This window comes from Thermanaerothrix sp., from assembly GCF_056331585.1.
This window is the reverse complement of the sequence record NZ_JBWGPQ010000026.1, coordinates 21,217-40,234: the sequence shown is the minus strand read 5'-3', so window position 1 is coordinate 40,234 and position 19,018 is coordinate 21,217. Positions and strand designations below refer to the sequence as shown.

The 19,018-nt window shown below is 59.6% G+C and carries 24 protein-coding genes; 9 read left to right on the top strand and 15 right to left on the bottom strand.

The window, feature by feature from the left end; genetic code table 11:
* Positions 1–171: 171 nt before the first annotated feature.
* From frr to glpX, 4 genes are read left to right on the top strand one after another with little or no spacing between them, the layout of a single operon-like run.
* Entirely contained in the window at positions 172–729 is a 558-nt protein-coding gene (gene frr, locus AC01YT_RS09775; protein WP_299029301.1) for a ribosome recycling factor, read from the top strand.
* 4 nt (positions 730–733) lie between these two features.
* Positions 734–1,486: an isoprenyl transferase gene (locus AC01YT_RS09770; RefSeq protein ID WP_476674993.1), complete on the top strand. Its 753-nt coding sequence runs from the start codon at positions 734–736 to the stop codon at positions 1,484–1,486.
* A gap of 4 nt (positions 1,487–1,490) precedes the next feature.
* Entirely contained in the window at positions 1,491–2,306 is an 816-nt protein-coding gene (locus AC01YT_RS09765; RefSeq protein ID WP_476674991.1) for a phosphatidate cytidylyltransferase, read from the top strand.
* 30 nt (positions 2,307–2,336) lie between these two features.
* Positions 2,337–3,350 carry a class II fructose-bisphosphatase gene (glpX, locus tag AC01YT_RS09760; protein WP_476674989.1) on the top strand — a complete coding sequence of 338 codons (1,014 nt, stop codon included), beginning with the start codon at positions 2,337–2,339 and terminating at the stop codon, positions 3,348–3,350.
* 75 nt (positions 3,351–3,425) lie between these two features.
* Here glpX and AC01YT_RS09755 read toward each other — a convergent pair whose 3' ends face one another.
* The 4 genes from AC01YT_RS09755 to AC01YT_RS09740 all read right to left on the bottom strand — a co-directional run bounded on the left by AC01YT_RS09755 (position 3,426) and on the right by AC01YT_RS09740 (position 6,785).
* The gene (locus tag AC01YT_RS09755) at positions 3,426–4,142 is read right to left on the bottom strand and encodes an SIMPL domain-containing protein (protein ID WP_476674987.1); all 717 of its coding nucleotides are present in this window, start codon (positions 4,140–4,142) and stop codon (positions 3,426–3,428) included.
* 84 nt (positions 4,143–4,226) lie between these two features.
* Positions 4,227–5,282, bottom strand: coding sequence for a LiaF transmembrane domain-containing protein (locus AC01YT_RS09750; RefSeq protein ID WP_476674985.1), 1,056 nt, complete (start codon positions 5,280–5,282; stop codon positions 4,227–4,229).
* Between the two features lie 13 nt (positions 5,283–5,295).
* The gene (locus AC01YT_RS09745) at positions 5,296–5,940 is read right to left on the bottom strand and encodes a hypothetical protein (protein ID WP_476674983.1); all 645 of its coding nucleotides are present in this window, start codon (positions 5,938–5,940) and stop codon (positions 5,296–5,298) included.
* A 56-nt stretch (positions 5,941–5,996) separates the two neighbouring features.
* Positions 5,997–6,785 carry a LiaI-LiaF-like domain-containing protein gene (locus AC01YT_RS09740; RefSeq protein ID WP_476674981.1) on the bottom strand — a complete coding sequence of 263 codons (789 nt, stop codon included), beginning with the start codon at positions 6,783–6,785 and terminating at the stop codon, positions 5,997–5,999.
* A 123-nt stretch (positions 6,786–6,908) separates the two neighbouring features.
* Here AC01YT_RS09740 and AC01YT_RS09735 point away from each other — a divergent pair, with 123 nt between their 5' ends.
* The 4 genes from AC01YT_RS09735 (at position 6,909) to AC01YT_RS09720 (ending at position 9,365) form a co-directional block, all read left to right on the top strand.
* On the top strand, positions 6,909–7,328 hold the full coding sequence (locus tag AC01YT_RS09735; protein ID WP_476674979.1) for a hypothetical protein: 420 nt from the start codon (positions 6,909–6,911) through the stop codon (positions 7,326–7,328).
* 8 nt (positions 7,329–7,336) lie between these two features.
* Positions 7,337–8,128: an N-formylglutamate amidohydrolase gene (locus AC01YT_RS09730; protein ID WP_476674977.1), complete on the top strand. Its 792-nt coding sequence runs from the start codon at positions 7,337–7,339 to the stop codon at positions 8,126–8,128.
* Positions 8,129–8,654: 526 nt separating this feature from the next.
* The gene (locus tag AC01YT_RS09725) at positions 8,655–9,035 is read left to right on the top strand and encodes a hypothetical protein (protein WP_476674975.1); all 381 of its coding nucleotides are present in this window, start codon (positions 8,655–8,657) and stop codon (positions 9,033–9,035) included.
* Between the two features lie 21 nt (positions 9,036–9,056).
* Positions 9,057–9,365, top strand: a complete 309-nt coding sequence (locus tag AC01YT_RS09720) for a hypothetical protein (protein WP_476674973.1) — start codon at positions 9,057–9,059, stop codon at positions 9,363–9,365.
* Here the strand turns inward: AC01YT_RS09720 and AC01YT_RS09715 are convergent.
* The 9 genes from AC01YT_RS09715 to AC01YT_RS09675 all read right to left on the bottom strand — a co-directional run bounded on the left by AC01YT_RS09715 (position 9,362) and on the right by AC01YT_RS09675 (position 16,143).
* Positions 9,362–9,820: a heme-binding domain-containing protein gene (locus AC01YT_RS09715; RefSeq protein WP_476674971.1), complete on the bottom strand. Its 459-nt coding sequence runs from the start codon at positions 9,818–9,820 to the stop codon at positions 9,362–9,364. The two genes, AC01YT_RS09720 and AC01YT_RS09715, sit on opposite strands and share 4 nt — an antisense overlap.
* 99 nt (positions 9,821–9,919) lie before the next feature.
* Positions 9,920–10,258, bottom strand: a complete 339-nt coding sequence (locus AC01YT_RS09710; RefSeq protein WP_476674969.1) for an SCP2 sterol-binding domain-containing protein — start codon at positions 10,256–10,258, stop codon at positions 9,920–9,922.
* On the bottom strand, positions 10,242–11,060 hold the full coding sequence (locus AC01YT_RS09705; RefSeq protein ID WP_476674967.1) for an HPr family phosphocarrier protein: 819 nt from the start codon (positions 11,058–11,060) through the stop codon (positions 10,242–10,244). Before AC01YT_RS09705 ends, AC01YT_RS09710 begins: the two co-directional genes overlap by 17 nt.
* Positions 11,061–11,073: 13 nt before the next feature.
* On the bottom strand, positions 11,074–11,679 hold the full coding sequence (locus tag AC01YT_RS09700) for a class II aldolase/adducin family protein (protein ID WP_476674965.1): 606 nt from the start codon (positions 11,677–11,679) through the stop codon (positions 11,074–11,076).
* A gap of 24 nt (positions 11,680–11,703) precedes the next feature.
* Entirely contained in the window at positions 11,704–12,639 is a 936-nt protein-coding gene (locus AC01YT_RS09695; protein WP_476674963.1) for a 1-phosphofructokinase family hexose kinase, read from the bottom strand.
* A gap of 58 nt (positions 12,640–12,697) precedes the next feature.
* Positions 12,698–14,155, bottom strand: a complete 1,458-nt coding sequence (locus AC01YT_RS09690; RefSeq protein ID WP_476674961.1) for a PTS galactitol transporter subunit IIC — start codon at positions 14,153–14,155, stop codon at positions 12,698–12,700.
* Between the two features lie 150 nt (positions 14,156–14,305).
* Entirely contained in the window at positions 14,306–14,602 is a 297-nt protein-coding gene (locus AC01YT_RS09685; RefSeq protein ID WP_476674959.1) for a PTS sugar transporter subunit IIB, read from the bottom strand.
* Positions 14,593–15,678 (bottom strand): BglG family transcription antiterminator, encoded by a 1,086-nt coding sequence (locus AC01YT_RS09680; protein WP_476674957.1) that lies wholly within the window; start codon positions 15,676–15,678, stop codon positions 14,593–14,595. The genes AC01YT_RS09685 and AC01YT_RS09680 overlap by 10 nt, the downstream gene beginning before the upstream one ends.
* Before the next feature lie 18 nt (positions 15,679–15,696).
* Positions 15,697–16,143, bottom strand: a complete 447-nt coding sequence (locus tag AC01YT_RS09675; protein ID WP_476674955.1) for a helix-turn-helix domain-containing protein — start codon at positions 16,141–16,143, stop codon at positions 15,697–15,699.
* 554 nt (positions 16,144–16,697) lie between these two features.
* On the opposite strand from AC01YT_RS09675, the gene AC01YT_RS09670 reads away from it, so the two are divergent.
* The gene (locus tag AC01YT_RS09670; RefSeq protein WP_476674954.1) at positions 16,698–17,336 is read left to right on the top strand and encodes a sulfite oxidase-like oxidoreductase; all 639 of its coding nucleotides are present in this window, start codon (positions 16,698–16,700) and stop codon (positions 17,334–17,336) included.
* Positions 17,337–17,400: 64 nt separating this feature from the next.
* On the opposite strand, the gene AC01YT_RS09665 is transcribed toward AC01YT_RS09670, so the two are convergent.
* Positions 17,401–18,036 carry an ABC transporter permease gene (locus tag AC01YT_RS09665; protein WP_476674953.1) on the bottom strand — a complete coding sequence of 212 codons (636 nt, stop codon included), beginning with the start codon at positions 18,034–18,036 and terminating at the stop codon, positions 17,401–17,403.
* Positions 18,033–19,004, bottom strand: a complete 972-nt coding sequence (locus AC01YT_RS09660; protein WP_476674951.1) for an ABC transporter ATP-binding protein — start codon at positions 19,002–19,004, stop codon at positions 18,033–18,035. Before AC01YT_RS09660 ends, AC01YT_RS09665 begins: the two co-directional genes overlap by 4 nt.
* Between the last annotated feature and the right edge of the window lie 14 nt (positions 19,005–19,018).

The window sequence follows — 19,018 nt, the reverse complement described above, 5'->3', positions numbered from 1 at the left end:
ATCAGGCGTGACTGAATCATGGCGCAATTCGCAGTTTTAAGGTATGCTTTAATCACCCCACCGCGGTGGTGCGGGAGGGCGTGGCCATCCCTTACCTTCCCTAACCCCGCGCGGGGGCTGTGCCCGTAAGGGCGGACGACCAAATGCTGCCAACGGAAGGAGGCCTGGCCTATGATTAAAGATGCGCTCAAAGAAGCCGAGACCCGCATGAAGGGCGCCTTGCAAACGCTGGAAGAAGACCTCGCCGGCATTCGCACCGGTCGCGCCACCCCTGCGCTGATCGAGAAGATTCCCGTGGAGTACTACGGCGTGCCCACCCCGCTGATGCAGTTGGCCGCCATCAGCGTGCCCGACCCGCGCACCCTGTTGATCAAGCCCTTCGATCCTTCCACCCTGCGCGCCATTGAAAAGGCCATCATCGCCTCGCCGCTCGGGCTGACCCCTTCCAACGATGGGAAAACAATGCGCCTGGTACTCCCCCCGCTAACCGAGGAGCGACGGCGCGAATTGGTCAAAATGGTGCATGCCCGCCTGGAAGAAGCCCGCGTGGCCATCCGCAACATTCGCCGCGACGTGATGAAAGACCTGCGCGAATTTGAAAAAGAAAAACTGATCTCGGAAGATGACCTCAAAAAAGGCGAAGAGGAATTACAGAAACTAACCGACCGAATGATTGGAGAAGTAGATACCATTGGCGCGCGAAAAGAGAAAGAAATCCTGGAATTCTGAGCCTATGACCGTCACCCCCGCCTCGGCTACGGCTGCAGAACTGACCAAAGTTCCCACCCACATTGCCATTATCATGGACGGTAACGGACGCTGGGCACGTCAGCGTGGCTTGCCGCGCCTGGCCGGCCACCGCGCCGGCACCGAAAATCTGCGCCGCATCATCCGGGCCTGCGTCGAATTTAACATCAAGTACCTGACCATCTACGCCTTTTCCACCGAGAACTGGGGCCGCCCGCAGGAAGAGGTCAACGGGCTGATGGCCATCCTCGAAGAGGTGATTGATAAAGAACTGGATGAACTCCATCGCGAGGGGGTGCGCCTGCAACACATTGGCCGCCTGGAGCGCCTCAACCCCACCCTGGTCGAGAAGGTCAAATACGCGGTGGAGTTGACCAAACACAACGACCGCCTCATCCTTAACATCGCCTGGAACTACGGCGGGCGCGATGAAATCGTCTGCGCCATCCGCAAGATGATCCAGGATGGCGTCAAGCCGGAAGAGGTCACCGATGAACTGGTCAGCCGCTACCTTTTCACCGCTGGCATCCCCGATCCGGACCTGATCATCCGCACCTCGGGCGAGATGCGCATCAGCAACTTCCTAATCTGGCAGGCCGCCTACGCGGAATGGTACGTTACCCCCACCCTGTGGCCGGATTTTGACCGTGAGGAACTACTCAAAGCCCTGATGGATTACAGCCGCCGCGAGCGCCGTTTCGGACGACTCTCCACCACCGACTGCTGCACCGAGGTCTAACTGCATGTTTGCCCAGCGCCTCCTGGTCATCATCGTTCTGATTCCCATAGGAGTAACCTTTGCGGTGCTGGGCGGCTGGGCATATGCCGCCTTCATTACGCTGATCCTGGTGGTGGCAGCCTGGGAATACTGGCGCATCTTTCGCCGCGGCGGGTTCGCCCCCCTGGCCAGCGTGCTGTTGCCGGGCGTAGCCATCCTCGTCCTCAGCCGTGCCGCCTGGGGCTTTGATCATAGCCACCTCATCCTCTCAGCCTTGATTCTGGTGACCATGCTGGCGCACATGGGGGCAATGGCCGCCACGCGCGCCGCCCAGGGCGTTGATTTTACCATCACCCTGGGGGGGTTGCTGTATATCGGCTGGTTGGGCAGTTACCTTATCTCGCTGCGCGCCCTACCCCAGGGCTTATGGTGGTTGCTCCTGGTCATCCCCATCATTGGGATTGCCGACTCGGCAGCGTTCCTCATCGGACGGCGCTTCGGCCAACACAAACTTGCCCCCGCCATCAGTCCCAACAAGACCTGGGAGGGCTACCTGGCAGGGGTGGTGTTTGCTATTTTGAGCGGGCTGCTCCTGGCCTGGCTGTGGCGCCTGCGCTACCCCGAACTACACCTTTCGCAAGGGCTGGTGCTGGGGGTGATGATCGGGGTGTTTGCGCCCTTGGGTGACCTGGGGGAAAGCATGTTCAAGCGCCAGTTCGGCGTCAAGGAAGCCAGCCATCTTTTGCCGGGGCATGGGGGGGTGCTCGATCGCATTGATTCGTGGATCTGGGCCGCTGTGATCGGGTATTACCTGATCACCGGCTTGTGGTTATCCGTATAACCCCAACTTCCCATTTAGCGGAGGAACGCGATGAGCCAAATCCCCTTACACAGCGAGATCGGAGATACCCGACCGACGCGCAACCTGGCCTTGGAACTGGTGCGAGTGACCGAAGCCGCGGCGCTGGCCGCCGGGCGCTATGTGGGCCGCGGCGATAAAGAAGCCGCCGACCGCGCCGCCGTGGATGCCATGCGCCTGATGCTCAACACCATCCAGATGGACGGTGTGGTCGTGATCGGCGAGGGCGAGAAAGATCAGGCTCCCATGCTCTACAATGGCGAGCGCCTGGGCACCGGCGATCCCCCCAAGGTGGATATTGCGGTGGATCCGATTGACGGCACCCGCCCCACCGCCCACGGCTTGCCCAACGCCATCTCGGTGGTAGCGCTGGCCCCGCGCGGGACGATGTTCAACCCCGGCCCGGCGGTATATATGCATAAAATTGCGGTCGGCCCGGCGGCGCGGGATGTCATTGATATCGAAGCACCGGTGGAAGAGAACCTGCGCCGCATTGCCAAAGCCAAGGGCGTGCCGGTGGAAAACCTGACCGTGGTGGTGCTGGATCGTCCGCGCCACGCCTCACTTATCGCCGAGATCCGGCGCGTCGGCGCGCGCATCTCGCTCATCCCGGATGGGGATGTGGCCGGAGCGCTGATGACCTGCATCCCCTCCTCGGGCATTGATGTGATGATGGGCATCGGTGGCTCGCCTGAGGGCGTCATCGCCGCCGCCGCTTTGCGCGCCGCCGGGGGCAACCTGCAGGGTAAACTCTATGCCCGCACCCCCGAGGAACGCGCCCGCTGTGAGGAACTGGGGTATGACTTTGACAAAGTCTTGACGCTGGATGACCTGATCGCTTCGGACGATGTCTTCTTCGCCGCCACTGGCGTGACCAACGGTGATCTGCTGCGCGGGGTACAGTACTTCCCCGATGGCGCCGTCACTGAGAGCCTGAGCATGCGCGGCTTGACCGGCACGGTGCGGCGCATCATTGCCACTCATCGCCTGAGCAAACTGGCGCGCATCAGCGCTATTCCCTACTGAGACCACAAATCCCCTGCCCCGGTGTGGACGGCGCCGGGGCAGGGGTTATGGAGACAGTCGTTTAGAAGGTGAGGGCTAGCGGATAATGTAGGTGATACTGGCATCGGCGCTGATCACCAGTTGCCCCGCGGCGACCGGTGCGCTACCACCACCGCCAATCCCCATACCCTTGGCTTCATACAGCGGGATGAGGCTACCCGAGGAGTAGACGCTCACGTTCTGCACTTCACCTAGGGTTACGCCCGCTGCGGCGGCCAGTTCCTGCGCGCGGGCCTTGGCATCTTCCACCGCCAGGCGGCGGGCCTCGGCCTCGGCTTTGGCGCGGTCGGCCACATCGAATGAGATGCCGTAGATATTATTGGCCCCGGCGCGCACCACCGCATCCAGCAGGCCGCCCAACTGGCTCAGGTCCCGCACGGTGATGAACACGGTGTTCTCCACCACAAACTTGGTGCCCAGCACCTCGCCATTGGGGCCAATGTTTTGCTGGGGGTAGACGTTGAAAGCACTGGTCTGAATATCCTTTTCGGCCACGCCGCGTTCCTTGAGCAGGTTGACAATGGTCTGGGCCTGCTCATTGTTTTTACTCAACGCCGAAGCCACATCGTCGGCTTCAGTGCGCACCCCAACGTAAATATAAGCCAGATCCGGCACCACATAGACTTTGCCGTTGCCCGAAACATTAAGCGTGCGCAATTGTTCCGGCGGGGGTGCCGCCGGCACCTGAATGCAGCCAGCCAGCAAGCCCACCATGGCCAGTGCGAGCAGGGCAAACAATAATGGTTTCTTCATGATCTCCTCCTTGTGAGGCTAAGATAAGGTGATTTTTTTTCAAGCATCTTAAAGACGCCCTGCGCGCCAGAAAGTTCCAGCCGGTCAGGGGAGATATGCCACCTGCACCCCGCCCATAGGTTGCTCAAGACTCAGACGCAAGTCGGCGTTGGCAGCGTTGGTACCGGGTGTGTAGCATACCTGATCCGCACAGGTTACATCAGGGGGTAGGCTCAGCGTTGCCAACGCCCGATCAATGCGCAATTCCAGCCGCGCTTGGCGCGGCACATAGAGCGTGGTAAAGCCGATGGGGTTACGCAGGCTGGCCTGCAGGTCACCCGTCGCAGGTAGGGTGACGGTCAAACTGCCCAAGGCCACCTCGCTGGTCAATTGCCGCACCCGCACCTCGCGCAAATCCAGCACCTGACTGCCCAGGCCGCTTTTGAGGTTGAGCACCAGGTCCACCTGGGGGTTGAAACGCAACCGCCACTGCGACTGACTCGGCCCCAAACTCCACGGGAAGACCACCGAGGAACCCTCGGCGCCCAGACGCACCTGAACCACACTCCCACGCGTTTGGACGTCCTCGGTCAGCGTCAGCGCCCGCGGCAAGGTGATCTCACCTTCCAACAAGTTGCGGCCACTGGTAGCCCCGACGATCTCCAACCGCCCCAGTGGCTGTTCAATCGTCACCTCTGCCGTGCGCACCCCTGCCGGCAAGGCATAGGTGAGGGGTTGAGCCTGGGCCGGACGGCGCACCTGTCCCACGGCAAACCAGGTGATTCCGACCACCAATCCCAAGGTAATGAAAAGCGCCAAGGCCGACGTCCAGGCCGGCCGGCCGCGCAGGACCAGGTCCAGCCCCAGCGCAATCAAGAAGATCGGCCACAGGCGCAAGAACAACTCCCAGCCTCCCAGGGGCAGGTAGCCCAGGTTGGCCAGTAAAAAGATTCCACCTAAAAGGATGGAGAACACCCCCCAGGTCCAGCCTCTGCCCTGGTAGATGTGATCCAAGCCGCCGATGATAAACAGCACCGGCCAGTAGCGTAGGAAGATCTCCACGCCGTTAACGCGGATCACCTCCAGATTGTTGAGCAAAAAGATCACGCCAATGGCGATCAGCAATAACGGGAAAAACAGACTTGGGCGTTTTGCGTCCATCGCTTATCCTCCCCTAAACCCGTCTCGGGCGCAGGGCACGATAGACCAGGAACAAGCCGATCAAGATCAGCGCCGCTGGCCAGAAGTAGCGTCCCAGCGTGGTAGCGCCCAAGAAGAGCAACCCCGCAAACACCAACAGAATCGCCGCCGGATAGAGCGGCCAGGTCATGCGCATGCCTCCAGGGCCGGGCAGGAGATACAACGCCAGAAAGGTCAGCCCCAGCCCGGCAAAGAAGATCCACCCTCTACTATCGGCGGGGAGAACCGAATCGGCTAGGGAGACCACAGCCAGGGTCAACATGGTACCGGTAGGGATGAGTGCCCACCAGAACTCGCGCCGTTGCAGGTAGACCACCAAGAAGCTCACACCGATGCTTCCCAGCACTAGAACACCGCCCAGGTAGCGCGTGGCTTGTGGCGCCAGACTGCCCAGCAAGACGAGTGCCCCGATCCCCAAGAGCGGGAACGCCGGAAACGCCGCCCACCACGCCTCACGCCGTGAGAGCATCACACCTAAGAAGGTTACCCCACCCAGGGTGAGCAATAAGCCCCAGAAAAGCCCAGCCAGGCGCACCTCAAACCAAAGACTCACCAGGGCTAGCAGGCCGGCCAGGATCAACCCGATTCCACCGATTAACCGCCAACGTGATTCAGACATCTCTTCCTCCGATCCCAAAAAGATGAGGTTATTCCCTTTTGTCTACGCAAAAAGGGCTAAAAGATTTCGACCGAACCCAGCCCGGTTTCCAGGCGCAGGTCAAAGCGGTTAGACACGTTGGCGTAATCCGGTGACTCATAGACCTGGCCGTTGAATGGAAAGCGCTGAGGATCAATCTTAACCCCGGCCAGGCCGCTTTGCACCTGGACGCGGAGGGCCATGGTCTCCGGCACCTGGATTTTGAGCGCCGCCACCCCACTCTTAAGCACGGCGCTGCCCTGACCTTGCGCCGGCAGCACCACCGTGGTCTCGCTGGCGCCAGTTTCTAATTCCAGGCGGCGCACCTGCAAACGGCTCAGGTCGAGGTGGGTTTGATTGGCGCCAAGGTGGCATTCCAGATCGAGCGGCAGGCTTGGAGTGACCTCCAACGCCCAGCGGTATCCCTCACCCCCTTCTACCCAGGGCCAGAGCATCGCATCGGCTTCCAGGCGCAGGTGCACCTCCAGGCGTTCACCTTCGCGGCGCACCTCCGGCGTGACCCCACCGCAAACGCCGCGCAAGAAGAGCGCCCTCTCGCCCTCCAGCGCGCCCAGGCTGAGCCGCCCCGCGCCGTGATCCAGGCGCAGGTGGGCTTCCCGTGCGCCGTCGAATGGAATGGTGATTTCGCGGGCCAGGGTATCGTGTCTTGGGCGAGGGCGCAAAAGGAGCCACACCCCAAACAGGATCAGCGCCAGCGGCCAGAAGAGCGCCCAGGCGCTGAAGGGCAGTAGACCGAGGTTTTCCAGCAACAGCAAGACCCCCAATAGGAGCAAAATACCGCCCCAAAATAACCGTCGTGGATTCATAGAACGTCTCACTTTCTCGGGGAAATCCCCCCTGAAGATTAGAATACGCCCACCCACCTGCAAGGTAGCAATCTGGGTACAATGGTTGTATAAACAATTTTATTGTAACATTGAAGAACGTTATTGTGTGAACGATTTCAAACCCGCCCTGGGACGCGCTTCCAGGGCAGATTTGTCTGGTCTGGACAAATTCTGTATAATGAAAATGGGCAACGCGCCCTGCGGGTGGGGCTGGCCCAGGAGGTCACCATGTTTGTCACGGTATTGATGGGATATGTCTCCCGCGAGAACTGGAGCACCCTCCAAAAGGCCTTTGCCGAGGCCGTGCGTCATCCCCCCAAAGATCTGCTGCACTCGGTGTTAGTGCAATCGGTAGATGACCCCATGCAATGGCAGATCATTTCATTCTGGTCATCCTACGAGGCTTACCAGGCAGCTGAGTCCAACAAACAGACGGATACCTGCATCCAACTGTTCTGCGCGGCGGGGAGCACACCGACGCGGCGAGGCTACCGCGTGAATGGACGCTTCAGCCGTATCTAGGGGGCCTCATGGACGCGTGGCTAGAGCGCCTGGTGGCGCTAGAGAGTGACGTTGCCTACAAAACCCCACCGGCGCCGGGGGAGCGCTATTTTCGTTACCAGCCGGGGCGATTGCCGATTTTGCTCTCTGCCCCCCACGGCGCTGCTCACATACGGGAGGGGCGGCTGAAAGACGAAGAGGATTACACCGCCGCTCTGGCGCGCCTGGTGGCTGAATTGAGCGGCGCACACGCTCTCTTCACCTATCGCCTGGCCGACCCCGACCCCAGCTTTTACCCCGAGACACCTTACAAGCGGGCCCTGCGCCAGATTGTGCGTCGCTACCGGATTCGCTTCATCCTGGATCTGCATGGCTGTGCAGCCTACCGCGATTTCGGGCTGGCGCTGGGCACCCTGCACGGCCAGAGTTGCCCGGCGGAGCGCGGCCGCATCCTCTCCCTCTTGCATCAGTTCGGGTTCCGCCCAAACGGGCCATGGCTCTCGGTGGTGGACGTGGACCGCACCTTCACCGCCAACGGGCGCCAGGGGCAGGAAACAATCACCCGTTTTGCCTGGCAGCGTTTGGGGGTGGCAGCGGTGCAGTTCGAACTCCATCCGCACCTGCGGGTGGTGCGGCGGCTGGGGGAGGCTTCGGAACGTGAACCCTATCAGGCCCAGCCAGCCCAAATTACGCGCACAGTGGCGTTTTTCCTGGCACTGGTGACCCTGTTGGCCGAGGGTTACCGTGAAAACGCCACACCTGCTGAAACCTGGGCACCCACCCCCGAGAGCGAGGAGGACGGGCCCGGGCGCGAGGACTGAGGCCGTTTTTATCCCGGGTCGTCAGTGGAACGCAGCCACCGTGACCACTCCGGGGGACTTACCGCACCTTGCTCCAACCCATTTGCAACATCATAAACCTGAGCCGTTCTATGACGACAGGGCAAATCCGTTCCATCCTCGCCCAGGGGGACGGATGGAGGGCTGAACCACACGGCTTGTGATTGCCGCGGCCGGGGTACTTTGACTGTGCGGCTCGGGTTGCCGATCATTGACGGCCCTTCCCTAACCCACTCACTACGCCGCGCCTCCTATTCCCTCTGGCCATGGCCCCGACCTCGGCTCACGCTTGACCTGCCACCGCGGGGTTCTCGGATCTTGACCACAATCATTAAGGGGCTTGCCATCTTCAATCTAATGCATTTATAATCAAATCAACCGGGGGGAAAGATGCTGCGAAAAATTCCTGTTCTCCCTACTATCCCATCCGATCTCTACATTCACGAGCACCTACCGGCGCCGTCCGGTCGCGTAAGCCAATATCTTTGCATCAGGGAGGATAGCATGGGTGCCGACCTATCCCACCTATGAGGCACACGGCCTGATCTGGGTCTGGTGGGGCGAGCGGCGCAAAATCCTAACGCCTCCCGCCTGGTTCGATATCGGCCCCGAGTTTTCTTACTGCAGCTATCAAGACGTATGGCCGGTGCATTACTCACGCATGATCGAAAATCAACTCGATGTCATGCACCTCCCCTTTGTGCATTACAACACCATCGGGCAAGGGCAACACGTCGCCGTGGATGGCCCGTTGGTTCGCGAGGAAGGCGATAAACTCCAGGTATGGGTGTTCAATCGCCGTGATGACGGCACACCTCCACGCCGCGCCGCCGAACTTCCCGCCCCTACCCGCCCACCATTCCTTGAATTTCTCTTTCCCAATCTGTGACAGAACCGCATCAGCGGCGAGGTGCGTATTGTGGTGGCTTTTGTCCCGGTGAATGAGGAAAACGCCCTGATGATCTTGCGCTTTTACCAGCGCTTTGTGCGCCTACCGTTCTTGCGCGACCTGGTTAACCGATTGGGTTGTTGGTCCAGCCGGTATATTGCCAACCAGAATAAACGCGTGGTCAGCCAACAGCGCCCCAAGCGTTCGGCCTTGCGCAGTGATGAGCACCTGTTGCGGGGGGACGGGGCTGTGTTGGCCTACCGCCGGCTGCGCGATGAACGCCTGGCACAAACCACAAGCCGTTCAACACCATCGCGGCGAGGGGGCTAATCCTCGTCCCCTTCCTCACCCCCTTCCGCCCCGCCACGGCCAAAGGTGCGCACCAGCCCCTGGATCAGGGCGTCTTTCTCCGCCGCGCTCAGCCGGGCCTGGGGATGTAAAGGTAGATAAAGTGCCGGGGGCATGCTGCCGTTACGGATCACCGCGGCGACATCATCGGCTTCTTGTTCGCGTTGGCCCCATTCGGAGACGTTGAGTTTCTCCCGCCCTTCCTGCACGTCGCGTTGGATTAACGTGGTGACGATGGGCAGGCGGCTGTACCATGGCCAGACCGTCTCGTTGCTGTGGCAATCGCCGCACGCGCGGAAGAACAGCGCCCGCGTCTGGGGGCTATCCCACGCGGGCTCGGCAACCACCGGCGGGTTGGCCGGCACGGCACACCCGGCTAGAGCCAGCGCAACCAGCAAGCCCAACCCCCACCGAATCCACCGATATTCATGACTCATGCGGCTTACCTCCTCAACCTTTGGAATGTTGGTCACACCGCTAACATCATTTTAGCACAGCGAAAAAACACGCCGGGCGGAGACGCGCCCGGTGTGGGCTCAGCCGAACCGAAACATGCGCGGCATCTGCGCCAGCAGAGGAAAGTTCCCCGTGGCCAGGAAATGGCGTTCCATCATCGCCTTCTCCCAGCTCAGATCACCCCGCATGATTGCCTTCCAAACCTCGGACTTAACCCGCAGGGTCAATTTCGGGTAGAGCGCCTCGCCCCGGTGGAAGGTGCAGCCATGCTTGGTCAGGCGCAGGTAACACGCCCCGCTTTCCTCCCCACTGAAGTAAAACTGAATCTCCGCCTCTTGGCCGCGCGCTGCTGCCGGGTCAAACTGTGGAGCCAACGCCGCCACCAGGTCGAAACAACTCGGCTCATGGGGTTCCGCCATGGCTACCCTCCCCGGACTCGCCGAAATTACCTTCAATCAGGGTCACCAGGGCTTCTAAGGCTTCACGACTCTGCTCGCCCCGCGTTTCGATGAGAATACGATCTCCCCGCTTGACGCCCAACCCCAACACGCTGAGGATGCTCTTGGCGTTGACCAGTTGCTGGGGGCGATCCACGCGCGCCACCTGGATCTCGCACGGAAACTGTGCCGCCGTTTTGACAAACAGCGCTGCCGGACGCGCATGCAATCCTGCCGGGTGCCCCACCACGATCTCCGCCCGCGCGCCGGAATGATCTCCGGCCGGGGACGGGCTGACCTGAGATTCCCCCTCACTCGGCTCAAACAGCACGTGTAATACCTCAATCACTTCTCGGGGGGTCTGTGCCCGTAGGATGCGCTCAATATTCGTCGCATCCTGGCACAGGTCTATCAACGTCTGCAAGGTCTTGACCTGGTATTCCGGGCGGGTAACCGAGAGCATGAAGACCACCCGCACATCTAACAACTGGGTGGGATCGCCCATGAAACCAAACTTAACCGGCTGGCGCAGCACCCCTACCGCAATGGCCGGTCTCAGGCAGTGACTGACATCGGTATGCGGAAAACTAACCGCAATGGGGGTTGGTAGAGCGGTAGGAAATTTCTGCTCCCGCGCCAGCACCGCTTGAGGATAGGTCTCTTTCACATAGCCCTTCGCCAGCAGACGCGTCGCCATCTGCTGGATAACCTCATCTGGACAATTTGCCTCCAAATCCAGCCATACCAGGTCTTCGGACAATGAAATTGCCACGTCGCTCACCATACTTCCCCCTTATTCAGGATATAAGTCGCGCCATCAGCGCGCAATACGCACTGACCTCAATGCGTTCCAGAGCATCATAACCGGATTCCAAATCACGGGCAAAGACGAAAACCCCGTGGCGCGGCGCCAGCACCGCCGCCGCCTGCTTGCGCACCCGTTCGATTTGTGCTGCCATCGCCGCGCCGATCACATCGGCCAGGCGCTGAGTGTGGGCTGGAGCATCTTCCACCAACTCAATCGCGCCAAATTTGTCTGTGGCATAAAGCATGGAGGGAATCGGTCGGCCCAGGCTACAGAAGACCAAAGCATTGCGGGCATGACCGTGCACCACCGCAGTGCCATCAGGGTAAAACGCATTGAGCAGTTTTAGGTGAACCCGCACCTCCCGTGAGACTTCGCCTTCCCCTTCCAGGCGATTGCCGGCCAGATCAAGCACCAAAATCTGCTCCGGGCGCAACCGCCACTGGTACTTACTCCCGGCATAGCGTGGGGTCATGAGGATAACATCATTCACGCGCAGGCTGATATTACCTCCGGCCGAATCAGTCAGATTGCGTGCATACATCAGGGCGCCAATTTCGGCAATCCGTTGACGCCGGTCAAGATATGAATCCATCATTCCAGGCATCCTTTCCTCATCATCTTATAATTCGCGCTGAGATAATTGCACTCGCGGGAGTAATTGCTCGACCTCAGCACGGTTGATGAAGCCCGCCCCCAGCACTTGGGTATTAGCCGCCCCGCACGCCACCCCCCAACGCACCATCTCTGGCAGGCGCAACCCGTTTAGCAACGCGTAGGTCATCCCTGCCAGCAGTGAATCCCCACACCCCATCACGTTGATGACGTTATCCACCTTCAATGTACCCTGCCAGAGCGACGTCCCATCGGTCACCATCAACCCATCTTCCCCTTGGGTCACTGCCACGACCTCAACCCCTTGGCGGTGTACTTGGCGCATAGCCGCCACAAGGTGATCTTGTGTTTCCAAACGTTCCCCTACCAAGTCCTCCAGTTCTTCACGGTTGACTTTAACCATGAATGGACGGGCCTGGGCACCCTCACGCAGAGCAGCCCCAGAACTATCCAAAACGCACACCACCCCGCGTTGACGGGCTTCGCTGATCAACTCGGCTAACAGGTGCGCCAGGGCTGGGGTCTGGGCCGACCCACAAAAGAGTGCTACCTGAAACCCACCGATCACCTGCAGAAATTGGGTTTTCAGTTTCTCCATCTCTTTGGCGCTCACGGCCTGCCCCGGCTCGTAGAGGGTATAACCCTGTCCACTCGCCTGCTCCAACAGAAGCGTGGAAATGCGGGTGGGTCGGCGGCAAGCCACAAAGTGCGTCGGGATACCTTCACGTTTGAAAACCCGCCGCGCGGTCAACCCTGGTCCGCCTCCCTGAAACCCAAACGCCAGCACCGGGGCTCCCAAGCGGTGAAGCGCCCGGGCGACATTGTTGCCCTTGCCACCTCCGTATTCCATCAGCACGTGCACGCGGTTGACAGAATCGGGACGGAGCGCTTGCGCCACAAGAATGCGATCCAACGCGGGATGAAGGGTAACCGTCAGGATCATACACGACTCCGTTGGGGGTGGCTCCCGGTGAAGGGTACCGAGAGCCACCCCGATGTTTTTAGTCGGCAGCGGCCGGTTTAGCCACCTTAGATGCTACCTCAGGGTATGGCAAGGGATTGCCAGAAATACCCCCACTTTCCTGAGCCGCAGCATTCTCGCGGCGCTTCATCGCCGGGAAGTAATACCAGACACAGAAAGCCAGAATCACCAACGCAATCAAGGCAGGGAGAATCTGGCCGTTTAGCCCGTTCAGGATGGTGAAGACGAGCAAGCGCATGCCGGCGGCGTTGGTCTCCAGCCAGGTCACCATACCGTAGCCCTCGGGGATCTGGATCGCGCCGGTGGCGACGGCCAGGTTGGTCAGGTAAGGGGCGAAGTAGGTTGCGGCGCCCAAGTAGACCGGGATGCCGATGATCGAGAGCAAGAGTGATTTGACCAGATCGCCCTGGGTCAACACGGTAACGGTTGCCACCAACGAAACAGCGATGATGCTGCCAAAGGGAAGGGTGTTGTTATAGGGCAGGATGATGGCAAAGAGCAGGATCAACGGGGCGATCAGAATACCAGTCACCCACAACGAGTCAATCCCGGCCAGCACTGGCCAGTCCAGGCCAATGTAGAAACTGCGACCGGGGAAGCGCTTCTGCATGAATTCCTGCGCCCCCTCGGCCACCGGCGCCAGTGCGCGTGCAAACAGCCCGGCCAACAAGGGGAAAAGGGTGACGATGGCAGCACACTGAATGATCAGCGTCGCAATGCCTTTGAAATCATAGCCTGCCAGCAGGCCAAAGATCAACCCCAGAATGGCGCCGATGACGTAATTTTCACCAAACACACCAATGCGGCGGCGCAGGTCGGCCGGACTGGTCTTGATCTTATCCAGGCCGGGGATCTTCTCGATCAGGTCCAACACTGGCGCCATCCACATGATATCCAAGAGCATGTTGTGCGAAACCGCGATACCCGGGATGCGGGTGAGGTTGTAAACCTGCTCACGGGTATGATCGGCGCTGATCAATTCCGCCACCATCCAGATCCCCGCGACTAGGAAACCCAGCGGCAGCGCTAGCGCCGGCGCGCTCTGGCCAACCAGGGCGGAAACGAACGCGCCCAGGGTGGCCTTATGCCAGACGTTCCACATATCTACGTTTAGGCATTTGGTCCAGCCCAACGCTAGCATTATGATGTTAATGGTGATCTGGAGCGGGAACATCAAGAATGCATATGGCCAGGCCCACGAGATCACCGATGCCACGGTCCAACCCAGGTCGTAGGCCTCAAAGCGCAGGCCGGGGATGCGCTGCACCATTGCCTGCCCTGCCTTGCCCAGGATAGGGAAGGCGAAATCAAAGAGCACGAAGATACCGGTAAAGGCCACCCCCAACATCAAGCCAGCACCGATGGCTTTGCCCACGCGCATTCCCAGCACCAGACAGAGCAAGAACATAATCACTGGAAGGGCCACGTTGGGGCCGTAATCAAGAAAACTACGAATGGCATCTAACGCGGCTTGCATTTTTTTCCTCTCCTTTCTCAGTAGAACCAAGATAAACATTGAAACATTGGATAGGGTGGAAGAGCCAGGGCAACAAAAGGCAATACCAGAACTCACCTCCTTTCGTTGGGGGTGTGAAAAAGGGTTATACGTTATGCAGACCGGGATGAATTACAATTTGAGAATCTCTTTGATCTGACGCACGATGTCAGCCGTGCCTACACCGGTAAGTAACGGGATGCCGTTAATGGAAGGAATGGGCAGCTCTTTATCGCGGATGGCGTACGGGGTAATGGATACAAGCAGGTCGGCCACCTTGGCTTCGGCCTCCAGGCTCTTGATATCCACCGCCCTGACCTCTACATTGTGATATCCCTGATCACGCAGAAGATTCCTCAACTTTTCGGCAGCCACGTTTGAGGTGGCAACCCCTGAACCACATGCAACGATAATGCGTTTTAGCGGCATACCTCACGCTCCTTTTGGGTTGATGAGTTGCGGCGGGTTTGAAGTTGGGCAATTTGACTCCGTATCCGTTGTAGATCCTCCTCTCCGAGCAAGGGATTTACCGTTAATACTGGCAGACGTGCCGCGGTGAACTTAACCGTTGTGATCACCAAATCTACCTGGCTCAAATCCAAGCGTGCTAACTGGCGCAGCGAGGTGCTCTCTACCACCTCAATATCCGGCAAGGCGCTTTGCAACCGATACACCAACAGCCGCGCCATGACACCGCCGGTAGGGCACGCCACCACCACGCGGATACGGCGTCGCTGGGCTTGCTCAGCCAGTTGCACCGCCAGCGCCAGGTACATCACTAAATACGCCACTTCTTCTTCCGGGATGACCAGACCATACTGCACGCCCACCTGCCGCGCAACATCTATGGAGAGTGCCCAGAGGTGAGGGTAAGCCTGTTGAACATCTTGCGTCAGTGGGTTGTACAGAGGCAAACCCGCCCGCAGGCGCGCTAGTGCCCGCGCCAGGTGCAAGGCCATTTGGCTCAGAATATCGGTATGACACAAGTCATACCCCAAGCGCTCACCGAGGCGTTTGAGCATTTCCTCGGCTAACTGGCGGCCAAGTTCAGTTTCACCGGGTGCAGCGGGCTGGGGAGCGAGAGTTAATTCGCCCTGGCAGGCTTTGAGCTCGACCAGAAACTGGAAGATTTCATCGCGTGGGATGGGCATGCCGTTTGCGGCAGGAGAAGACGCTATCATCGCTTCCAGGTGAGCAAATTCTTGGGCCGAAACGAGTACCTCCACCGGTCGCTCCAGGCGACTAACGGTATGACCGCTTTCTAGGCGCCGCAGTGCCAATGCCCAATAAAGGGTCAGGAAAAGCAGATCATCATCGCGAAAAGTTAGGCCCAACTCGCGCTCCACACGGGTGACGAAGCGACGCGCAGCGGAGAGATTCCAGCTCTTAACCTCGTCTAACAACACTTGCTGCAAAAGGGTGAGGGATTCATTGAGGAGCTTGCCGTGGATACTCAGATGGGTCAGCGCTTCATTCAGGCCGCTGTGAAGCAGAATCTCAAGCAAAATGTGACGTTGGGCGACCTAGGGGCCGATCAGGCGAAAGCCTTGCTGCCTTAGACGCCTGAGAACGATTCCCTTGGCGTTCAGGCGCGTTTCCGCCTGGCGCAGATCGCGTAACAACGTGGCGCGGGAAATGCCTAATCTGGCTTGCAGAACCCCGGCCGTCGTTTCCTCTGGCTTGGTTAATAGCAGGAAAACAAGGTAGAGAACGCGTTCTTCGGTGCGGAAGAGCGGCGGTGGTTGCGCTTGCTGTAATTCGGCATGCAAGCGCCGCCGTACCTCAGGTGTAGCGCGGAGGTACAGTCCACGGCGTGGTCGGATCACCAGTTCGGCCCCTTGCCGCATAAGCCAGGCTTGTAAAAAGGGCAGGCGGTAGCGCAGGGCACGCGCTGAGATACCCACGCGTTCCCCCAGGCGCTGTGCCGAAAGGGGCCGATCTGCATCCAACAGAACCAGTAGGGTTGACACCTGAAAAACATCCAACGCCATTGCCATTGACTTTATTATGACATTGTAAAAACGAAAATTCAATCACGTTAAGATACGTTTAAACCGTAATAAAATATGACAATCTGATCTATTAGCACACCGTTGCCGGTATCAGAACATTGTCAGACAAAAATTGCAATTTTTTTACCTTGATTTTTAATGTATTTCTAATAATTTCATGTATAATCATAAATGCCACAGGCCGAGGTGCCCCCCTCACCCCGGCCTGTGGCGCTTTAATCGCCCCATCTGCGTCAGCGCGGGTGGCAAGAGCCCACCCGGGCACGAAAATCCCAGATCCGCACTGTCGACCACACCCGGCCCACCCTTCTACCCCACAACGTTCCTCATCAGCCGTCAGACCATCGCCTGTCTCCCCAGGATGAAACCTTTATAACGCCGGGCAACACCGGTCGTGGTTGCGTTAGCCCGGCAGAAACACCCACCGCGCGAAGAGGGCTCGCCCCCAACCTTCGGCAATCACTCGCCTAAATCCGACCCCTCCGCTATAATTTAGCGCAGGAGAGTGATCTATGTTCGATGATATCCTGCGCCGAAAAGAGAACGAACAAAAATTCCGCGCCGAACGCCGCCTGCCCCCCGGCCAGGCGCTGACCAACCGCTTCCCGGTGCTTCACTATGGCCCCGTCCCGCGCGTGGATTTGAGCACCTGGGATTTCCGCATTTGGGGGGAGGTCGAACAACCCCTGCGTTTCACCTGGGAAGAGTTCAGCCGCCTACCCCGCACCCGCCTTACCCTCGATATCCACTGCGTTACCCGGTGGAGCAAACTGGATACGGTGTGGGAAGGCGTCAGCCTGCGCACGCTGATAGATCTCGGCTTGCTCAAACTCAAGCCCACCGCGCGCTTCGTCATCCAGCATGCCGAATACGGCTTCACCGCCAATCTGCCGCTCGAGGTGGTGCTGGCAGAGAACTTCCTGCTTGCCACCCACTACAACGGTGAGCCGCTCACCCCGGAGCACGGCTTCCCCTTGCGCGGCGTGGTCGGCGCCATCCCCGGCCGGGACGACCTCAAAGTGCCCTACTTCTGGAAAGGGGCTAAGTGGCTGCGCGGCCTGGAATTCAGCGCCGAAGACCGTCCCGGCTTCTGGGAACAGGCCGGCTACCACAACGAAGCCGATGTGTGGAAGGAACAGCGCTACGCCTGAGGGGATAAACAGGCCGTCATCCTGCCACCGCCTTTGATCGGGTGTGCTGCGTCTGGTTAGGGCTTTAGGTGGTTACCACGGCGCGGTAAGGGGTTAACTGCCGCTCTAGCCAGAGCAAACCGTAGTTAAATGCCAGGGCCAGCGTCGCCACCCCCAGCGCCCCAGCCCATACTTTATCCATTCGGCCCGCCTGGGCGATGCCTTCAAAGAGCAACGTCCCCAAACCCCCGGCCCCGAATTTACTCCCAATGGTGGCAATGGCAATCGCCAGAATCGCCGCCAGGCGCACACCGGTCAAAATCACAGGCAAGGCCAGGGGGAATTGCACCCGCCACGCGATCTGAAATCGGGTCATCCCCATGCCCCGCGCCGCTTCCAAGATGGCCACGTCCACCCCGGCGAGTCCGGCCAGCACATTGCGCAAAATGATAATCTCGCTGTAGAGCGTCAGCGCCGCCATCACCGCGCGGGCATTTAGCCCCAACCAAGGAATGAGAAAAATCATCAGCGCCAGGCTGGGGATGGCATAGATGAGGTTCAGCACTCCTAGAACGCCCCAAGCCAGGCGCGGCGAGCGGTGTAACACCCAACCCAAGGGCAGTCCAATGGCCGTTGCCAGAATCAGCGGCAGCAGCACCAGTTGCAGATGCTGCCAGGTCAGTTGTGCAACCACCTCGGGATAACCAACCAAAAACCTCATAGTGTTCCCTCCAGGCTGCAGCCCAGCCGTTGACGCAGGTCTTCAAACGTGATTTGACCACAAGGTTGTCCCGAGGCATTCGTTATGATCACCGACGCCACCCCTGGCTGTAGCAGCGCCGAGAGCGCCTGGCGCAGGTCGCTCCCGACGGGAAGGCGGGGCTGTTGCGCCCAACCGTTCACCCGTCGTATGGGTGACATGATCGTCTCCACCCGCAGTAACCCCAACTGCCGGATGCGATCCTCGGTGTTGAGCAAGCGCCGCACGAACGCATCCGCCGGGCGGGTGAGCAGAGCGCAGGGGGTATCAAACTGCACCAGCCGCCCCTGGTTCAAAACCAGGATGCGGTCGGCCAATTTGAGGGCTTCATCCACATCGTGGGTGACGAATAGAATGGTCTTACGCAACCGGCGCTGCAGTTCCAACATCTGATCTTGTAAACGGGTGCGGGTGATGGCATCAATGGCGCCAAACGGTTCGTCCATCAGCAACACCTCCGGGTCGGCGGCGAGCGCACGGGCCAGCCCCACCCGCTGTTGCTGCCCACCCGAAAGTTGGGCGGGGTAGCGCTGACGAAAACTGCGCGGTAGATGCACCATCTCCAGTAGTTCATCAATGCGGGCTTCAATTTTCTCGCGCGGCCAGCCCAGCAACTCGGGCACTACCGCGATGTTTTTAGCCACGGTCAGGTGCGGGAAAAGCCCCACCTGTTGAATGACATAACCGATGCGGCGGCGCAGTTGGATTACCGGCAGGGTTTGGATATCCACACCCTCAAGGTAGATATGCCCCGCGCTGGGCTCAATCAGTCGGTTAACCATCTTAAGCAGGGTGGTCTTGCCACAGCCCGAGGGCCCCAGCAGGACGACGAACTCGCCATCCTCTATCCGCAGGCTAATGTGATCCACCGCTGGTGCGGGAGCATTGGGGTAGCGCTTGGTCACGCCGACAAACTCAATCGCCGCCATGGCATCCACCCCAT